General features: G+C 58.9%; 15 protein-coding genes. 6 read left to right on the forward strand and 9 right to left on the reverse strand.

The window, feature by feature from the left end:
- Position 1: 1 nt before the first annotated feature.
- From B9Z42_RS01820 to B9Z42_RS01830, 3 genes are read left to right on the forward strand one after another with little or no spacing between them, the layout of a single operon-like run.
- A complete protein-coding gene (locus tag B9Z42_RS01820; RefSeq protein ID WP_100131617.1) occupies positions 2 to 979 on the forward strand; it encodes a tripartite tricarboxylate transporter substrate binding protein in 978 nt (325 codons plus the stop codon).
- Positions 976 to 2,292, forward strand: a complete 1,317-nt coding sequence (locus B9Z42_RS01825) for a sulfatase (RefSeq protein ID WP_100131618.1) — start codon at positions 976 to 978, stop codon at positions 2,290 to 2,292. Before B9Z42_RS01820 ends, B9Z42_RS01825 begins: the two co-directional genes overlap by 4 nt.
- Positions 2,293 to 2,313: 21 nt before the next feature.
- Complete coding sequence (locus tag B9Z42_RS01830) at positions 2,314 to 3,996, forward strand: SulP family inorganic anion transporter (protein ID WP_100131619.1); 1,683 nt, start codon at positions 2,314 to 2,316, stop codon at positions 3,994 to 3,996.
- Between the two features lie 35 nt (positions 3,997 to 4,031).
- On the opposite strand, the gene B9Z42_RS01835 is transcribed toward B9Z42_RS01830, so the two are convergent.
- The 5 genes from B9Z42_RS01835 to B9Z42_RS01855 are packed head-to-tail and all read right to left on the reverse strand — an operon-like array spanning position 4,032 to position 8,011.
- The gene (locus B9Z42_RS01835; RefSeq protein WP_100131620.1) at positions 4,032 to 4,889 is read right to left on the reverse strand and encodes a DUF429 domain-containing protein; all 858 of its coding nucleotides are present in this window, start codon (positions 4,887 to 4,889) and stop codon (positions 4,032 to 4,034) included.
- Positions 4,890 to 4,916: 27 nt separating this feature from the next.
- Positions 4,917 to 5,342, reverse strand: a complete 426-nt coding sequence (locus B9Z42_RS01840; RefSeq protein WP_100131621.1) for a BLUF domain-containing protein — start codon at positions 5,340 to 5,342, stop codon at positions 4,917 to 4,919.
- A gap of 11 nt (positions 5,343 to 5,353) precedes the next feature.
- Positions 5,354 to 6,049 (reverse strand): GTP cyclohydrolase I, encoded by a 696-nt coding sequence (gene folE, locus B9Z42_RS01845; RefSeq protein WP_100131817.1) that lies wholly within the window; start codon positions 6,047 to 6,049, stop codon positions 5,354 to 5,356.
- Positions 6,050 to 6,083: 34 nt separating this feature from the next.
- Positions 6,084 to 7,277: a cardiolipin synthase ClsB gene (gene clsB / locus B9Z42_RS01850; protein WP_233203482.1), complete on the reverse strand. Its 1,194-nt coding sequence runs from the start codon at positions 7,275 to 7,277 to the stop codon at positions 6,084 to 6,086.
- Entirely contained in the window at positions 7,274 to 8,011 is a 738-nt protein-coding gene (locus B9Z42_RS01855; protein ID WP_100131623.1) for an endonuclease/exonuclease/phosphatase family protein, read from the reverse strand. Before B9Z42_RS01855 ends, clsB begins: the two co-directional genes overlap by 4 nt.
- Before the next feature lie 72 nt (positions 8,012 to 8,083).
- Between B9Z42_RS01855 and B9Z42_RS01860 the strand changes: the two genes are divergently transcribed.
- Both B9Z42_RS01860 and B9Z42_RS01865 read left to right on the forward strand, forming a co-directional pair.
- Complete coding sequence (locus B9Z42_RS01860; protein ID WP_233203483.1) at positions 8,084 to 8,836, forward strand: hypothetical protein; 753 nt, start codon at positions 8,084 to 8,086, stop codon at positions 8,834 to 8,836.
- 61 nt (positions 8,837 to 8,897) lie between these two features.
- Positions 8,898 to 10,082 carry a class I SAM-dependent methyltransferase gene (locus B9Z42_RS01865; RefSeq protein ID WP_100131818.1) on the forward strand — a complete coding sequence of 395 codons (1,185 nt, stop codon included), beginning with the start codon at positions 8,898 to 8,900 and terminating at the stop codon, positions 10,080 to 10,082.
- Here the strand turns inward: B9Z42_RS01865 and B9Z42_RS01870 are convergent.
- The 3 genes from B9Z42_RS01870 to B9Z42_RS01880 all read right to left on the reverse strand — a co-directional run bounded on the left by B9Z42_RS01870 (position 10,048) and on the right by B9Z42_RS01880 (position 12,690).
- Positions 10,048 to 10,953 carry an alpha/beta fold hydrolase gene (locus B9Z42_RS01870; RefSeq protein ID WP_158235885.1) on the reverse strand — a complete coding sequence of 302 codons (906 nt, stop codon included), beginning with the start codon at positions 10,951 to 10,953 and terminating at the stop codon, positions 10,048 to 10,050. The two genes, B9Z42_RS01865 and B9Z42_RS01870, sit on opposite strands and share 35 nt — an antisense overlap.
- 63 nt (positions 10,954 to 11,016) lie before the next feature.
- Positions 11,017 to 11,331: a cytochrome c gene (locus B9Z42_RS01875; protein WP_100131626.1), complete on the reverse strand. Its 315-nt coding sequence runs from the start codon at positions 11,329 to 11,331 to the stop codon at positions 11,017 to 11,019.
- A gap of 81 nt (positions 11,332 to 11,412) precedes the next feature.
- Positions 11,413 to 12,690 carry a sorbosone dehydrogenase family protein gene (locus tag B9Z42_RS01880; RefSeq protein ID WP_369806817.1) on the reverse strand — a complete coding sequence of 426 codons (1,278 nt, stop codon included), beginning with the start codon at positions 12,688 to 12,690 and terminating at the stop codon, positions 11,413 to 11,415.
- Between the two features lie 154 nt (positions 12,691 to 12,844).
- Between B9Z42_RS01880 and B9Z42_RS01885 the strand changes: the two genes are divergently transcribed.
- Positions 12,845 to 13,369: an ABC transporter ATP-binding protein gene (locus tag B9Z42_RS01885; protein WP_100131627.1), complete on the forward strand. Its 525-nt coding sequence runs from the start codon at positions 12,845 to 12,847 to the stop codon at positions 13,367 to 13,369.
- A 38-nt stretch (positions 13,370 to 13,407) separates the two neighbouring features.
- On the opposite strand, the gene katG is transcribed toward B9Z42_RS01885, so the two are convergent.
- The gene (gene katG / locus B9Z42_RS01890; RefSeq protein ID WP_100131628.1) at positions 13,408 to 15,582 is read right to left on the reverse strand and encodes a catalase/peroxidase HPI; all 2,175 of its coding nucleotides are present in this window, start codon (positions 15,580 to 15,582) and stop codon (positions 13,408 to 13,410) included.
- Positions 15,583 to 15,605: the final 23 nt, after the last annotated feature.

Below are 15,605 nucleotides of genomic sequence, written 5' to 3' on the forward strand. Positions count from 1 at the left end.
CATGAAACACAGACACGCATTCCTACGCACGGCGGCACTCGCCATCGCCTGCATCAGCCCCTTCGCCACAGCTTTGGCGCAAGCGCCGAGCTTTCCAAGCAAGCCCGTTAAATTAATCAACAGCTTTCCACCCGGCGGGCCATCCGATGTTTTGGCACGCGCCCTGGCTGAGGCCATGCAACTCAGCCTCAAACAAACGTTTGTGGTCGAAAACAAACCCGGCGCAGGTGGCAACTTAGGGGCGGACCTGGTGGCCAAAAGCACACCCGATGGCCACACGGTGCTGATTGGCATCGACACCACCTTCACGATCAATCCCGCCATCTACAAAAACATCCCTTACAAACTCACGGACCTCAAGCCCGTGATGGTGATTGCGTCGTCGGGCCTGTTGCTGGGTGTGAACCCCAGCACCGGCATCAAAACCATGAACGACTTGATCGCTCGCGGACGCGGCAAAGGCCTGACCTTCAGTTCAGGCAGCAACGGTAGCCCAGGCCATTTGGCGGCAGAAATTTTGGGCGACGCGGCCAAAGTCAAAGTGATCCATGTGCCCTACAAAGGCAACACCCCAGCAGTCACCGCCGTGGTTGCGGGTGAGGTAGACGGCGGTGTGTTGGCCACACCCGGCATGTTGCCGTTTGTCAAAGCCGACAAGATGAATGCACTTGCTGTGACCAGTCGCAAACGCTCCGCGCTGGCCCCCGACATCCCCACGGTTGCCGAGGTGGGCTTGAAAGAGTTGTCGCTCGAAGTGCTGTACGTCGCGATGGTGCCGGCTGCCACGCCACCCGAGGTGATGACCGTTCTGCAAAAAGCGATGGCAGACGCTTTGGCGCGCCCCGACATCAAAGCACGACTTGAAGCGCAAGACTTGGTGATTGAGGCAGAAACTGGCTCTGCTGCCGCCCAACATTTAGAAAATCTGCGCAACCGCTACGCCCCCATCATCAAATCGACTGGCATGCAAATCGAATGACGCGTCCTAACCTCATCTTCATCGTGGCCGACGACTTGGGCTACGCCGACCTTGGCTGCTACGGAGGCCGCGACGCCGAGTTTGGCCCCGTGTCCCCCGTGCTCGACCAACTCGCCGCCAACGGCATCAAATTCACACAGGGATATTCCAACTCGCCTGTGTGCTCGCCCACCCGCTTTGCCTTGATGACAGCGCGCTACCAATACCGTTTGCGCGGCGCGGCCGAAGAACCGATCAGCAGCAAAAGCCGCGGCAGTGACACCCTCGGCCTGCCACCGGAGCACCCCAGCCTGCCCTCGCTCTTAAAAGCCAGTGGCTACCGCACCGCGCTGATGGGCAAATGGCACTTAGGCTACGCGCCAAATTTTGGCCCGCAGTTATCGGGCTACGACGAATTTTTTGGCCCCATGGCGGGTGGTGTGGACTACTTCACCCACTGCGACTCCAGCGGCGTGCATGACCTGTGGATAGGCAACGAGCTGACCGAAGAGCGCGGCTACCTGACAGACCTCATCACCGAGCGTGCCGTCGATTACGTGCAGCGCATGGCCACCCAAGACGCGCCATTTTTCATGAGCCTGCATTACACGGCCCCTCACTGGCCTTGGGAAACACGCGACGACGAAGCGTTGGCGCAAGAGATCAAAGCCAACATCTTCCACCTGCACGGCGGCAACATCCACACTTATCGCCGCATGATTCACCACATGGACGAAGGCATTGGCAAGTTGGTGAAGACCTTGAAAGATCTGGGCCAACTCGACAACACGCTGATCGTCTTCACCAGCGACAACGGCGGTGAGCGCTTCAGCGACAACTGGCCCTTGGTCGGCGGCAAGATGGACTTGACCGAAGGTGGCATTCGTGTGCCTTGGATCGCGCACTGGCCTGCCACCATTGCGCCCGGCAGCGTGAGCGAACAACACTGCATGACCATGGACTGGTCAGCCACTTTGCTCGATGCCGCAGGCGTTGGTGCCGACCCGGACTACCCGCTGGACGGCGTGTCGTTGCTACCGGTGTTGCAAGAACCCAGCCACCAGTTTGAGCGCCGTATGCACTGGCGCATGAACCACCGTGGCCAGCGTGCCATGCGTGACGGCGACTGGAAATACTTGCGCGTAGACGGCAACGACTACCTGTTCAATGTGGTGAACGATGCGCGCGAACGTGCCAACCTGGGCTTTCACCAGCCCGAGCGATTGCAAGCCATGTGCGCGCAATGGGAAGCCTGGCAGCAAACCATGCCGGCGATTCCCGAAGACGCCACCATCAGCTTGGGCTACGGAATTAAACATATGCCTCAGCGCTGATATACAGCCTTAAGATGCGGCATGACGTTTTTGAAACAGTTTTTTCGTTTACACACTTGGCCAGTCTTAACCCGTGAGCTCGCGCGCACTGAGCTGTTGGCGGGCCTGACCGTGGCACTGGTGATGGTGCCGCAGGCTGTGGCCTACGCGGGCCTAGCCGGCATGCCTTTGGTGACGGGGCTCTACACCTGTTTGTTGCCTGCGTTGTTGGCCCTGCTGTTTGGCAGTGCCAACCGCTTGTCAGTCGGACCTGCTGCCTTGACCTGTGTTCTGATTGCCGCGTCGCTCAACGGCTTGGCCGAACCCGGCTCGCCCGAATGGGTGGCGCTGGCGGTGTGGCTGTCGCTCATGTCGGGTGCCATTCAGTTAGGGCTGGGCTTGGGCGGCTATGGCTGGTTACTCAACCTCATCAGTGCCCCCGTGCTGATGGGCTTCACGCAAGCTGCCGCGCTGCTCATCATGGCCTCTCAAGTGCCCGCACTGCTAGGCGTCAAAAGTTGGCAATGGGACCTCACACTTTGGGTCAATTGGCTGCAAGGCTGGCCAGCGCTTTTTGGCCTGACAAGCTTGGCGCTGTTGCTGTTACTGCGCCGCTTTGCGCCGCGCTGGCCGGGCATCATGCTGGTGGTGGGCTTTGCCTCCTTGCTGGGCTATGTGAGCGACTACAGCCAACACGGCAGCGTGGTGGGCTTGCTACCGGGCGGACTGCCCGCTTTGGTCTGGCCTGAATGGCCGGGCCTGCACGAACTCAATCAACTCTGGGTGCCCGCCATGGTGATTGCCTTGGTGAGCTTTTTAGAAACTGCCTCCAGCGCCCGCATTGAATGCCAACGGGACGGCAAACGCTGGAACGACAACCTCGAACTCGTCGGCCAAGGCTTGGCCAAACTGGCCTCGGGCCTGTGCGGCAGCTTTGCCACCAGCACCTCGTTTTCACGCTCGGCGCTGATGTTGTACGCCGGCGCTCGATCTGGCTGGGCCACCTTATTCAGCATTGGGTGCGTCTTGGTCAGCCTGTTGCTGTTGATGCCTGCGCTGCAATTTGTACCGCGCTCGGTGCTGTCAGCCGCCGTCATCGTGGCAGTGCTCAACCTGTTTCAACCCAAGCACTTTCGGGCGTTGTGGCGCGTTTCTCGCGCTGAGGCCATCACAGCTGGGCTGACCTTTGTCATCACCCTCATCAACGCCCCCGCCATTTACTGGGGCGTGCTGGCAGGCGTGTTGATGACTCTGGCGCACTTTTTGTACCAACGCCTCCATCCCCGCATCATCGAAATTGGCCTGCACGCCGATGGCAGCTTGCGCGATCGCCATCTGTGGAAACTGCCGCCTTTGACCAACCACCTCTATGCCCTGCGCATGGACGCCGAGCTGGACTTTGCCGCGGCCAGCAGCTTGGAGCGCGCCATCGTCGAACACCTCAGCCTGCATCCAGATACCCAACATGTGTGCCTGTTTGCCATCCCCATCAACCGCATCGATGCCACCGGTGTGGAAATGGTCAGCAAACTTGAGGCCATGCTGCGCGAACGCGGCATCAGTTTGCACATCAGTGGCCTAAAGCTACCGGTAGAAACCGTGCTGCGCCGCGCAGGCTGCCTGCAAGCGCATGTGGGGCTGCATATGTACCGGACGGATGCGGAGGCGATTGCACAACTGCGCCAGCTGGAGACGCTGCCTGAAGATATGGGTTGGTGTATTTAAAAAATTCCCTAATCGAAGTGGGAACTCTGAGCCTTTTAAGCCGTCACGATCCAACCTTCTAGCGAATCGCATTCGGGTAGCCCGTATTGCGCATGCCCCGCTTCGTGCTGGGCTTGCGCCCATGCGGCTTGCACCATGCAAAGGACAGCGTCTAAGCAGTCGCCACTCGCGTCATCGACCAAGGTGTCGTGCTGGGCGTGGGTGAGTTTGAGGCGCAGGCCCAAACGGGTTTGGCCCACTTCTAAGGCTTGTAGCAGTTGCTTGCGGGCAATCAATCGCTCGGGCGTTTGCTTGGCTTTGTCGTCGCTTTTGTAGCTGGTGTTGCCGATCAGCTCACGCGCAAGAAGGCCGGGATAGGCTTCCAAGGCAATCCGTACTGACTGTGCGGAGGCAGCCTCCAGCGAAGTAGCGCGGGTCAACACATCAGGCACATGCAAGCGTGGCAACGTCACACCCGCATCTATCAACAGCGGCACCCCCGCATGCAGCATGTAGGCCACAGGCGGGTTGACCCACTTCATGGATGGACTAGAATCTGCAGGCGTGTCTGTAGCGCGATGGGCAAACTTGCCCCCCACGGGTCGCGCATCGCAAAAGGACTTGAAGGTGTCGCGTATCTCAGCGCGGCTGAGTGCGGTGTAGTGCTGCATAAACGCCAGCCAATCGGTGGGCCAGCCTAGCGTTTCAACCAGTTCGCGGGGCAAGCCAAAGGGCAAGTCAAAGCCACCCACCCAAGCTTGCGGAAGTTTCAGCCAATCGGCAAAAGATCCAAGGGTGTCGAACCGCTGCAGACTTTGCAGCTGCACACGGCCAGCATTGGCGTGGCCGAGAGCCACGACGATGGGTTTGCGTTTGGTGGGGCTGCTGCTGAAATCGCAGCCAATGAGATTCATGCCAAATTAATGGGGATCTGACCCCAATTAAGCGCGACCGACGATGGATGCGGTGGCCATCAACTCTTCCAGCAGCGCGAACGACACATTGCCCGACACGCCGTATGGGTCGAGTTCGGGGGTTTCGGAGTACTTCAACACGATAGACGGGTTGAGTTTATCGAGGCGCACATGGCCCATGGTCCAACCGCCAAAGCGGCGTTCGGAAATTTCTTCATAGGCCAAGATCACCACGTCTTTGTGGCGCGGGTCTTTGACGATGTGGGTGTACAGCGCGTTGACCTGGTTGCGGCCACCTTCGATGGCTTGCAAATAAATGCCGCCACCAAAACACAGAACGCCAGTGATGCCGTTGCTGATGTTGTGCTCACGCGAGCTGTTGAGAATAGATTCAGTCTCTTCGGGGGTTTCGGGTTTGACCGAACGGCTGACGTACAACAAACGAATCAACATGGGACTTATCCTTATTTGGGGATCAAAGACAAGAACTCACGGCGCAAGTTGGGGTCTTTCAAGAACGCACCGCGCATGACGGAATTGAGCATCTTGCTGTCCATGTCTTTCACGCCGCGCCATGACATGCAGAAATGGCTGGCTTCCATCACGATGGCCAAGCCATCGGGTTGGGTTTTTTCTTGAATAAGGTCGGCCAACTGCACCACGGCCTCTTCTTGAATTTGTGGACGGCCCATGACCCATTCGGCCAAGCGCGCGTATTTAGACAAGCCAATCACGTTGGTGCGCTCATTGGGCAACACGCCAATCCAAATCTTGCCAATGACGGGGCAAAAGTGGTGGCTGCAAGCGCTGCGCACGGTGATGGGGCCAACGATCATCAGCTCATTGAGATGCTCGGCGTTGGGAAATTCGGTAATGGCCGGTGCTTTGACATAGCGGCCTTTGAAGACCTCTTGCAAATACATCTTGGCCACACGGCGAGCAGTTTCGCCGGTGTTGTGGTCGTGCTCGGTGTCGATCACCAAACTGTCAAGGACGCCTTGCATTTTGGTTTCGACTTCATCAAGCAAGGCCTCCAACTCACCGGGCTGAATAAAGTCAGCGATGTTGTCATTGGAGTGAAATCGCTTGCGGGCGGCGGCAATGCGCTCGCGAATCTTGACAGAAACGGGCGTGCCTTCAAAGTTGTCATTCTCATTCATGGGCTTGATGGTAGCAGTGAACAAATACCCTCATTCAGTAACGTTTGCCTGTCAAAAATACGCCAAAGCGCAACACCCAAGCCGCAAAAACATCTAAGCCACGCTGCAGCCAAGGCCGGTGAAGGTAGTCGTGTGGCTCCACGCGACGGGCGCCTGCATGCATGGCCGCCTCCAAATTCGCCTGCAAATCGCGGGCAAATGCTGGATCGCGCACCACCACATTGGCTTCGCGGGCCAGCAATAGGCTCAAAGGATCGAGGTTGGACGAGCCCACCGTGGCCCAACGGCTGTCAATGACTGCGACTTTGGCGTGCAAGTAACTGGCGTGGTACTCGTAAATTTCCACACCCGCCGACATCAGCTGCCCATACAACTGTCGCGAGGCGCGGTAAGGCAGCAAATACTCGTATTGGCCCTGCAGCAACAAACGCACGCGTACACCGCGCTTGGCTGCCATCACCAAGGCACGGCGTAAACGCAGGCCGGGAAAGAAGTAAGCGCTGGCAACCACCACCTCGTGGTGCGCGGTGCCAATGGCTTTGCGGTAGGTGCGTTCAATCTCGCTGCGGTGGCGAACGTTGTCGCGCAGCACCAATTGCGCACGCCCACGCACAGACGCTTGTCGCAAGGGGTTGGCCAAGCGCAGTGCCTCGAGAGCCCCGGCCAAATCTTGGTGACGCAAATCGCGCACCGCTTCCATGCGTGACCACAGTTGTGTCATGGTGTCTTGCACGTCGTTGACCAACGGACCGCGCATTTGAACGGCGTAGTCCAAGCGCGGGGATGCCATCAAGCCATGCACATGCGGGTCTAAAAAATCATCCAAGATATTGATGCCGCCACAAAAGGCCACTTGCGCATCCACCACGCACAGCTTGCGGTGCAAGCGCCGCCAGCGGCTGGGCACCGTCAGCCCCAACCGGTTCAAAGGCGAAAAAACCCGCCACTGCACCCCCGATTGGGCCAAACGCTGTGACCAATCGGCCGGCCATTGGCCTGTGCCCACGCCGTCCACCACCACGCGCACCACCACACCACGCTGCGCTGCGGCCATCAAAGCTTCGGCCACATCAGCCCCTGCGCCTACCGTGCTGAAAATATAGGTCTCTAACCAAACTTCGTGCTGGGCGGCATCAATGGCCTCAACCAAGGCGGGAAACAAGTCCACGGCTCCGACGAGCAAACGCACAGAGTGTGTAGGGACGGCAGACGCGTGTGATGCGGTCAAGGCTGCTCCCAAGCCAATTCCACCAGCAGCGGCAAATGGTCAGACATGCGGCCCCAAATGCCACCTTTGGGCACTTGCGTGCCAACAATGTGCACGCCACGTGCATAGACATGGTCGAGCTGAACCAATGGCAAACGCGAGGGATAGGTCGGGGCAGGCGTATCAACATTGGTGTGCAAGTCCACCCCCGCCATCATCCGGCTGATGGTGCTGCCCCAATCGTTAAAGTCGCCCGCCACCAGCAAGGGCATATCGGCTGGGACCTCACGCGAGATGTAGTCGTGCAGCTGCTTGATTTGCCGCACGCGACTAGCAGGCAACAGGCCCAGATGCACCACCACCACATGCACCTCGCGCGCTTGCACGCGTAAGGCCACGTGCAACAAACCGCGCTGCTCGAAGCGGTGGTCCGACATGTTTTCGTGACTCTGCGTCAACACCGGCCAACGGCTCAGCAAGGCATTGCCGTGCTCGCCATGACGGGTGATGGCATTCGTGCGGTACACCGAGGTGTAGCCCTCAGGCGCTAAAAAGTCCGCTTGACCCAAGGCGGGCCAATGCGCAAAACGCCGCGCATGGCGGTGGTTGAAAGCGCGTACTTCTTGCAGGCAAATGATGTCTGCATCGAACTGCTCGACCGCATGGCCGAGGTTATGAATTTCCAAACGACGCGCGGGCCCCAAGCCCTGCACGCCTTTGTGAATGTTGTAAGTGGCGACTTTGAAGGTTTGCATTTGGATGCGTCTGAGTGTGCCTCAGACCCGCGCCACACCCATGTCAGAAAAATCTGATACAAACTAGGCATGATGAAAACCAATACTTTCTTACTTATTTCCACCCTTGTGCTGACTTGCTCATCAGCATTGGCCAACGACAACACGGCACCCAGCAATGCCGAGCCCAAAGTGCAATGGGGCATGAGCTTGGGGCTGAACCGCTACACCGAGTCAAAAATGCAGCTTTTGGGCACAGAAATCGGATTGCATGCACGCCTCAGCGGCGTCAACATGCTGCCCAACTGGCAACTGGAAGGCGACGTGCTGCTAGGGCGCCAAAAATACACCAGCAACGGCACAGGCGATTTGAACGGCGTGCTCAACGTCGAAACCCGCTGGCGTGCGTTGGCCCCCGTTTATCGAACAGGGGAAGGCCAAGAAGGCCTCTCCGCAGGCTTGGGCCTACACACCCTGTGGAACGATTTGCGCGGCACCACCACCACCAACCACGCAGGTTACGAGCGACTCGCCACCCAAATTTGGTTGCCTGTGCGCTGGACCAGCGCTGCAGCTTGGGAACTTGAAGGCGGCCTGCTACTGCGCGGCACACACACCTCCCGCTTGTCACAAGCCAATTCAATCAATGCAGACATTCACAACACCCAAAAAAGCGGTGCTTACATGCAAGCCAGCACCAGCTTGAAGTTAGAAGATGGCACCCGCTTGTCACCCTTCGTGCGATTCACCAGTTTGGGCGACTCCAACACCGTCCGATCAGGCAGCCAATTGTGGGTGGAGCCACGCAGCCAACGCTGGCAAATCGGCGCAGTCCTGAATTTCTAAGTGCCTCACGCTTGGGGCGGCCGCATACCTCGCGGCCTAGCGCGCCTCTATGATGCGCGCCATGTCCCAAGCTCCCGAACCTCTCACTGACTTACCCACTTGGCGCGCCGAAAGCGGCGCGCCTGCGCCACGCCGCGTGGTGCGCGCCGACGACACCTTGTCGGCCGATTCGGCCTACCGCTTGGCCTGCGAGGGCACGGGTCTGTTGTGGCAAGGTGACTTTCACAACGCCCGCCAATTGCTGCAAGCCCTCATGCGCCGCGCTGAGCGCAAGCCGCGCAAAGTCAGCAAAACCAGCAAGACCGAAGAAGCAACACCTTCAACGGACGCATCAGCCGCGACCTTGGCAGCCGCCTCTGCCGCCCAAAACTTTCATCTGCACCGCCAAGCCTTGGGCCAACGCGCCCGCACCTTGGGCATGGTGCTGGTGCCCCTCAACGGCGACTACACCATCCCGCTGCGCCGCGCGCCCGATTTACGCCAAGCCTGCACCGAGGCTTGGGGCCCAGCAGCGGGCGAAGCCTGCATGGTGTCGCTGCGTGAGCTATTAGGGCTCGTAGGCGCCCACGAATGGCGTAAGAAGGGCCTTGAGATTCCTGCGCTAGGCGAGCCACCGAACAACCGCATTCACCCGCACTACGGCGTGTTCTCGCCCGTGCGCGGCGAATACCTCGACTTGGTGGCCAGCACGCCCTTGCCCGACAAAACCTTGGCCTTTGACATTGGCGTAGGCACTGGCGTGCTCTCGGCCTTGCTGGCCAAACGCGGGGTGCAGCGCATCGTTGCCACCGACCTCGACCCGCGCGCCCTCACCTGCGCCCGCGAGAACCTGAAACGCTTGCAACGCATCGACAAAGTGGAACTGGTGCAAGCGGACTTGTTCCCCGAGGGCCAAGCGCCCCTGGTGGTGTGCAACCCACCATGGGTGCCCGCCCGACCCAGCTCACCGATTGAGCATGCGGTGTACGACGAAGGCAGCCGCATGTTGCGTGGGTTTTTATCGGGCTTGCGCGAACACTTGAGCCCGCAAGGCGAAGGTTGGCTGATCTTGTCGGATTTAGCGGAGCACTTGGGCCTGCGCTCACGCGAAGAGCTGCTGGGCTGGATCGCCGAGGGTGGCTTGACCGTGCTGGGCCGCCACGATGTGCGTCCGCGTCATGGCAAAGCGGCTGATGTGTCTGACCCGCTGCATGCCGCGCGGGCCAAGGAAGTCACATCCTTGTGGCGCCTTGGTAACGCCGTTTGATCCACGGCCAAAAGCCACGCTCGGTGTCTTCTTGGGCTTGTCGGGCCGCTGTGAAGGCCGCATCGACCGGCGCTTCGCTCAAAGCCTTCAGCACAAACTGACACACCGCCGGCGTGAACGGCGCGGGGTGACCGGCCCCCATCACCTCCAACACCTCACATTGCGCAAAGGCCTGCTGCATCTCACGCACTTGACTGGAAGGACACACACCTGACGCACCACCGTGAATGAGTCGCATGGGCCCATGAAAATTGCGCAACAAGTGCCCAAACTTCATGCCCTTCCAATCCTTTCGGTAAGGCAAATCAAAATGGTCAGGTGACTGCGCCGACACCACAGCCCCCAACGTGACATGGAGCCGAGCAGCCAACACCTCGGGCTTAGGCAAACTGCCCTGCACTTTCATACCGTCGTACAAGCCGTAAATCGACAACCAATGCAAGCTCAGACCGATGTCGTTGAAGAACAGACCATCCACGCGTGGGCCCAATTCATGCGCCAAATACATCGCCAAAATGCCGCCCATGCTGGTGCCCAACACCTCCAAACGCGTCACCACGCCGTCATCGCGCAAAACCACTTGCTTGATGAAATCCAAAGTGTCGGCCAAATACACCGACATGGCGTAGCCCTGATCACCCGGTAACGCGCTCGAATCTCCCCGGCCGCCATATTCCAAGCTGATCACACGCAGCCCGCGCACGCCTTGGGCCGACTGCAACAAAGGATCAAACGAGGCACGGGTTTCTAACAGTCCCGGCAAGCACAGCAGCACGTGCGTGCTGTTGACATCGCCCACCTCGCTGTACGCCAAGTGACGTGGCGTGTGAGGCAGCGGACAAAAGTGGGCGGGGAATTGGGAGATCGTCATACTAGGGTTCATCCTAGTTCATCACAGCCCTTGAGAGAATCAGCCCCTCAAAAAGGGGCTACATCAAGGTAACTCAACCGTCACTTTGATCGCGCTGTACCAAGCGGAGAGTTGCGCAATTTCAGCATCGGTGAGCGGCTTGGAGATGACGCCCATGACCGCGTTTTGTCGCTGACCGCTGCGGTAACTTTTGAGCTGCTCACTCAAGTAAAGGGCTTGCTGGCCTGCCAAATTAGGGGCATTGGGCAAGGTGGCGATGCCATTAGGGCCATGACACAGGGCACAGGCCACATCGGCTTTGGCGCGACCTGCAGCGACATCGTCGGCCAAGCAGCTGAACGCGGTCAGCAGCAATGAAACAAACCATATTTTTTTCATGAAGACCTCTCAAAAAACGGGGCCTCACATGGAGGCCCCGCGGGGTTACGCTACAAGCACAAGGCTTGCATCACGGCAAGATCAATTGCCGGCGTAGCTGATGCGGTAGAGCGCGCCAGCGTAGTCGTCAGACACCAAGATGGAGCCGTCGGGCAAGTTGACGACGTCCACAGGGCGTGCCAGAGCGCGCTTGGTGACTGGGTCCAAGAAACCATCGGCAAACACCTCCGAGGGGCCTGCTGAACCATCGGCTTTGATCGGCACGAAGTTGATCAAGTAACCGGACGGTGTGGTGCGGTTCCATGAGCCATGCGAAGCCACAAACAAACCGCCTTGGTACTTCTTAGGGAAAGCCGTGCCGGTGTAGTGGGTCAAACCCAGTTGTGCTTGATGGGCAGGGAATTCAACTTGCGGGTGAATCGCACCTGCGGGCTCTTTCATGTCCTTGAGGTCAGGCGCTGCAGCAGAGCCTGCCACTTTGAATCGACCATTGAAATAAGGGAAGCCAAAGTGCTCACCCGCCTTGGTGAGTTTGTTCAACTCGCCGGGTGGGATGTCGTCGCCCAAACCGTCCACTTGGTTGTCGGTGGCCCAGATGTCGCCCTTAGGCCCGATCGAGATGCCGGCCGGATTACGCATGCCCTTGGAATAGACCGTGCGACCGGAGCCGTCCAGACCGTTGAAGCGCAAAACGCCACCAATGCCCAATTGCTCGTACAAGTCGACCTTGTCTTTCGGCTGCACGTTGTAGGGCTGACCCATGGTCACGTAAATTTTGCCGTCGTTGGCCACTTTGCAAACCCGACCGGTGTGGTTGAAGGACTGCTCTTCAACGGGAATCAGTTTGCCTTCAGGGACAACCATGTCCACCGCCACATCTGGACCTTCATAGAAGTATTCGGCCGCTGGGAAATGCATGATGCGGTTGGATTCCGCAACCACCAGGAAACCGTCTTTGGTGAAGCAAACGCCGTTGGGGTTGCTGAACTTGATGGAAGGCGCAAAGGCTTTGACTTCGGTCGCAGCATCGCCGTTGTTGCGGTTGGTCACAGCCCAGACCGTGGTCTTGCGCGTGCCGACAAAAAGCATGTTGGTGGAAGGTGCAACAGCCATGTAGCGTGCATCGGGCACCACGGCGTACAGGTCAATCTTGAAGCCGTCTGGCAGCTTGACTTTCTTCAGGTTGGCACGAATGGCATCCGCGTTCTTGCCTTCTTGGGGCACCGTCGGAATGACCATATTGGTGGCCGTATTGCCCATGCGTTGAAGCGTCGACAGGTTTTTGTCTTGGGCGGTGGCAGAGGTGGTGGCCAGCGCTGACACAGCCAGAGCGAGCGCGGAGAGTTTGATCAAGTTCACAAGTCACCTTTAATCGGTTGAAGGGAATATTCCCTGCATGCATCGTAAGAATGAGTAAGGTAATCTTTCATCTAGAAAACCCTTACTCACCTGCCGAATCAGACACGCATGTGACAAAAAGAACTAACTCGGCACCACCGCTAACATCTTGGACATGATGCTCCCACACACCCACAACACAGAGAATGACCATCCGGTTCTCACCCTCAATCCGGGCGTGACTGCCGTGGTCGGCGACGAAGGTCAAGGCAAAACTCACTTGTTACACCAATTGGCCGCAGCTTACCAAGGACAGGTGTTTTGGTGCGATTTGAAACTACCTGATCGAGACAAGGACACAGCCCAAGCGTGTTGGGATGCGTGGCAAAAAAGCTTCCCTCATTTCGACGCTACCTTGCTGCAAGAACTGATAGACGCCCTGAGTCTGCGCGAGCACACGCACAAACAACTCTTCATGTTGTCCACCGGCAGCCGGCGCAAAGTGGCTCTTGCAGGCGCACTGGCCTCGGGTGCCACGGTGACCTTGCTGGACCAACCGTTTGTGTCACTCGACGCGGTGTCCATCCAAGCCGTTCAGGACTTTTTACAAGACATGAGCACACACCCCACACGGGCTTGGGTGGTGGCGGATTACACGGTCCCCGCAGGCGTGGATTTGGCGTTGTGGGTGCAGCTTTGAGCTAAGCGGAGTATTTTTGCAATGTCAACCGGCTCGTTTTAGCAACGATCTGCGTTCATCACCTTGGTCCAAGCCGCCACAAAGTCACGGGCCAACTTTTCACGGTTGTCGTCTTGGGCATAGACCTCGGCGTAGGCGCGCAGCACCGAGTTGGAACCAAATACCAAATCCGCCCGTGTGGCGCTCCACTTCATTTGGCCTGTTTTGCGGTGGCACAGGTCATACGCGTTGCGGCCAGTCGGCTTCCATTCATACGCCATGTCGGTGAGGTGAACGAAGAAATCATTACTGAGCACACCCACACGGTCGGTGAATACGCCGTGTTGTGAGCCTGCGTGGTTGACACCCAACACACGCATGCCGCCCACCAAGACCGTCATTTCAGGGGCGGTGAGGCCCATGAGCTGCGCACGGTCTAACAGCAGCTCTTCGGGGCTGCCCAAGTGGGTGCTTTGAATCCAGTTGCGAAAACCATCATGCACGGGTTCGAGCACAGCAAACGACTCGGCATCGGTCATGGCCTCGGTGGCGTCGCCTCGGCCGGGTTGGAAGGGCATGGGGATGTCAAAGCCTGCTGCGCTGACGGCTTGCGCCACGCCCACATTACCCGCCAACACAATCACGTCGGCCACGCTGGCACCGGTGTGCGCGGCAATGCCTTCCAGCACCTTGAGCACTTTGGCTAAGCGCTGGGGTTCGTTGCCTGCCCAGTCTTTTTGCGGGGCTAAGCGAATGCGCGCACCGTTGGCACCGCCGCGTTTGTCAGAGTGGCGGAAGGTGCGCGCGCTGTCCCACGCGGTGGCCACCAACTCACTCACGCTCAAACCGCTGGCTGCGATTTTGGTGTTGACCTCGGCCTCGTCGTAGTCGGTGTTGCCCGCCGGCACGGGGTCTTGCCAGATCAGGTCTTCTGGCGGCACTTCGGGGCCGATGTAGCGGGCCTTGGGGCCCAAGTCTCGGTGTGTCAGCTTGAACCATGCGCGGGCAAACACTTGGTCAAAGTCATCGGGGTCTTTGGCAAAACGCTCCAAGATCACGCGGTACGCAGGGTCCAGCTTCAGGGCAATGTCGGCATCGGTCATCATGGGTTGCACGCGGATGGATGGGTCTTCCACATCCACCGGTTTCTCTTCTTCCAAGATGCTGACGGGTGCCCACTGCCAGGCGCCAGCTGGGCTCTTGGTGAGTTGCCAGTCGTGGTTGAGCAGCATGCGGAAATAGCCGTGGTCCCAGCGGGTGGGGTGCGTGGTCCATGCACCTTCGAGGCCGCTCGACACGGTATCGCGGCCCAAGGCGCGGGTGGTGTGGTTGATCCAGCCCAAGCCTTGCTCGGCCACCTCGGCGGCTTCGGGCACAGGCCCCAAATTGAGTGCGCGGCCGTTGCCGTGCGCTTTGCCTACGGTGTGGCCGCCTGCGGTGAGGGCCACGGTTTCTTCGTCGTTCATGGCCATGCGCTTGAAGGTCAGGCGCACATCGTGTGCCGTCTTCAACGGGTCAGGCTGGCCGTTGACGCCTTCGGGGTTCACGTAAATCAAACCCATTTGCACAGCGGCCAAAGGATTTTCGAGCGACTCGCGGCTGTCGCTGTCATAGCGTGTAGCGCCCAGCCACTCTTTTTCAGCGCCCCAGTTGATGTCTTGCTCGGGGTGCCAAATGTCTTCACGGCCAAAGGCGAAACCAAAGGTCTTGAGGCCCATCGATTCGTAGGCGACGTTGCCCGCGAGCACGATGAGGTCGGCCCAGCTGAGCCGGTTGCCGTATTTTTTCTTGATGGGCCACAGCAGGCGACGGGCTTTGTCGAGGTTGACGTTGTCGGGCCACGAGTTGAGCGGCGCAAAACGTTGGTTGCCGGTGCCTGCTCCGCCACGGCCATCGGCAATGCGGTAAGACCCGGCTGAGTGCCAAGCCATGCGAATCATCAAACCGCCGTAGTGGCCCCAGTCAGCGGGCCACCAATATTGGCTATCGGTCATGAGCGCGGTGAGGTCTTGCTTGAGCGCAGGCACATCGAGCTTTTTGACTTCTTCGCGGTAGTCAAAGCCCGCATCCATCGGGTTGGTCTTGGCGTCGTGCTGGTGCAAGATGTCCAAGTTCAACGCGTTGGGCCACCAAGCCATGGGGGTGTTGGCCACTTGGGTGTTGGCACCGTGCATGACAGGGCATTGCCCTGAAATTTGGGCTGGGGCTTGGGCTAGTTTTTGCGTGTTGCTCATGTCCCTGATCCTTCGTGGCAATG

The organism is Limnohabitans sp. B9-3 (assembly GCF_002778325.1).
Lineage (GTDB): Bacteria > Pseudomonadota > Gammaproteobacteria > Burkholderiales > Burkholderiaceae_C > Limnohabitans > Limnohabitans kasalickyi.

What these genes read in the sequence shown, in the direction of transcription:
- B9Z42_RS01820 (WP_100131617.1), top strand. Translation starts at nt 2, where the DNA reads ATGAAACACAGACACGCATTCCTACGCACGGCGGCACTCGCCATCGCC.
- B9Z42_RS01825 (WP_100131618.1), top strand. Translation starts at nt 976, where the DNA reads ATGACGCGTCCTAACCTCATCTTCATCGTGGCCGACGACTTGGGCTAC.
- B9Z42_RS01830 (WP_100131619.1), top strand. Translation starts at nt 2,314, where the DNA reads ATGACGTTTTTGAAACAGTTTTTTCGTTTACACACTTGGCCAGTCTTA.
- B9Z42_RS01835 (WP_100131620.1), bottom strand. Translation starts at nt 4,889, where the DNA reads ATGAATCTCATTGGCTGCGATTTCAGCAGCAGCCCCACCAAACGCAAA.
- B9Z42_RS01840 (WP_100131621.1), bottom strand. Translation starts at nt 5,342, where the DNA reads ATGTTGATTCGTTTGTTGTACGTCAGCCGTTCGGTCAAACCCGAAACC.
- folE (WP_100131817.1), bottom strand. Translation starts at nt 6,049, where the DNA reads ATGAATGAGAATGACAACTTTGAAGGCACGCCCGTTTCTGTCAAGATT.
- B9Z42_RS01855 (WP_100131623.1), bottom strand. Translation starts at nt 8,011, where the DNA reads ATGCAAACCTTCAAAGTCGCCACTTACAACATTCACAAAGGCGTGCAG.
- B9Z42_RS01860 (WP_233203483.1), top strand. Translation starts at nt 8,084, where the DNA reads ATGAAAACCAATACTTTCTTACTTATTTCCACCCTTGTGCTGACTTGC.
- B9Z42_RS01865 (WP_100131818.1), top strand. Translation starts at nt 8,898, where the DNA reads ATGTCCCAAGCTCCCGAACCTCTCACTGACTTACCCACTTGGCGCGCC.
- B9Z42_RS01870 (WP_158235885.1), bottom strand. Translation starts at nt 10,953, where the DNA reads ATGACGATCTCCCAATTCCCCGCCCACTTTTGTCCGCTGCCTCACACG.
- B9Z42_RS01875 (WP_100131626.1), bottom strand. Translation starts at nt 11,331, where the DNA reads ATGAAAAAAATATGGTTTGTTTCATTGCTGCTGACCGCGTTCAGCTGC.
- B9Z42_RS01885 (WP_100131627.1), top strand. Translation starts at nt 12,845, where the DNA reads ATGATGCTCCCACACACCCACAACACAGAGAATGACCATCCGGTTCTC.
- katG (WP_100131628.1), bottom strand. Translation starts at nt 15,582, where the DNA reads ATGAGCAACACGCAAAAACTAGCCCAAGCCCCAGCCCAAATTTCAGGG.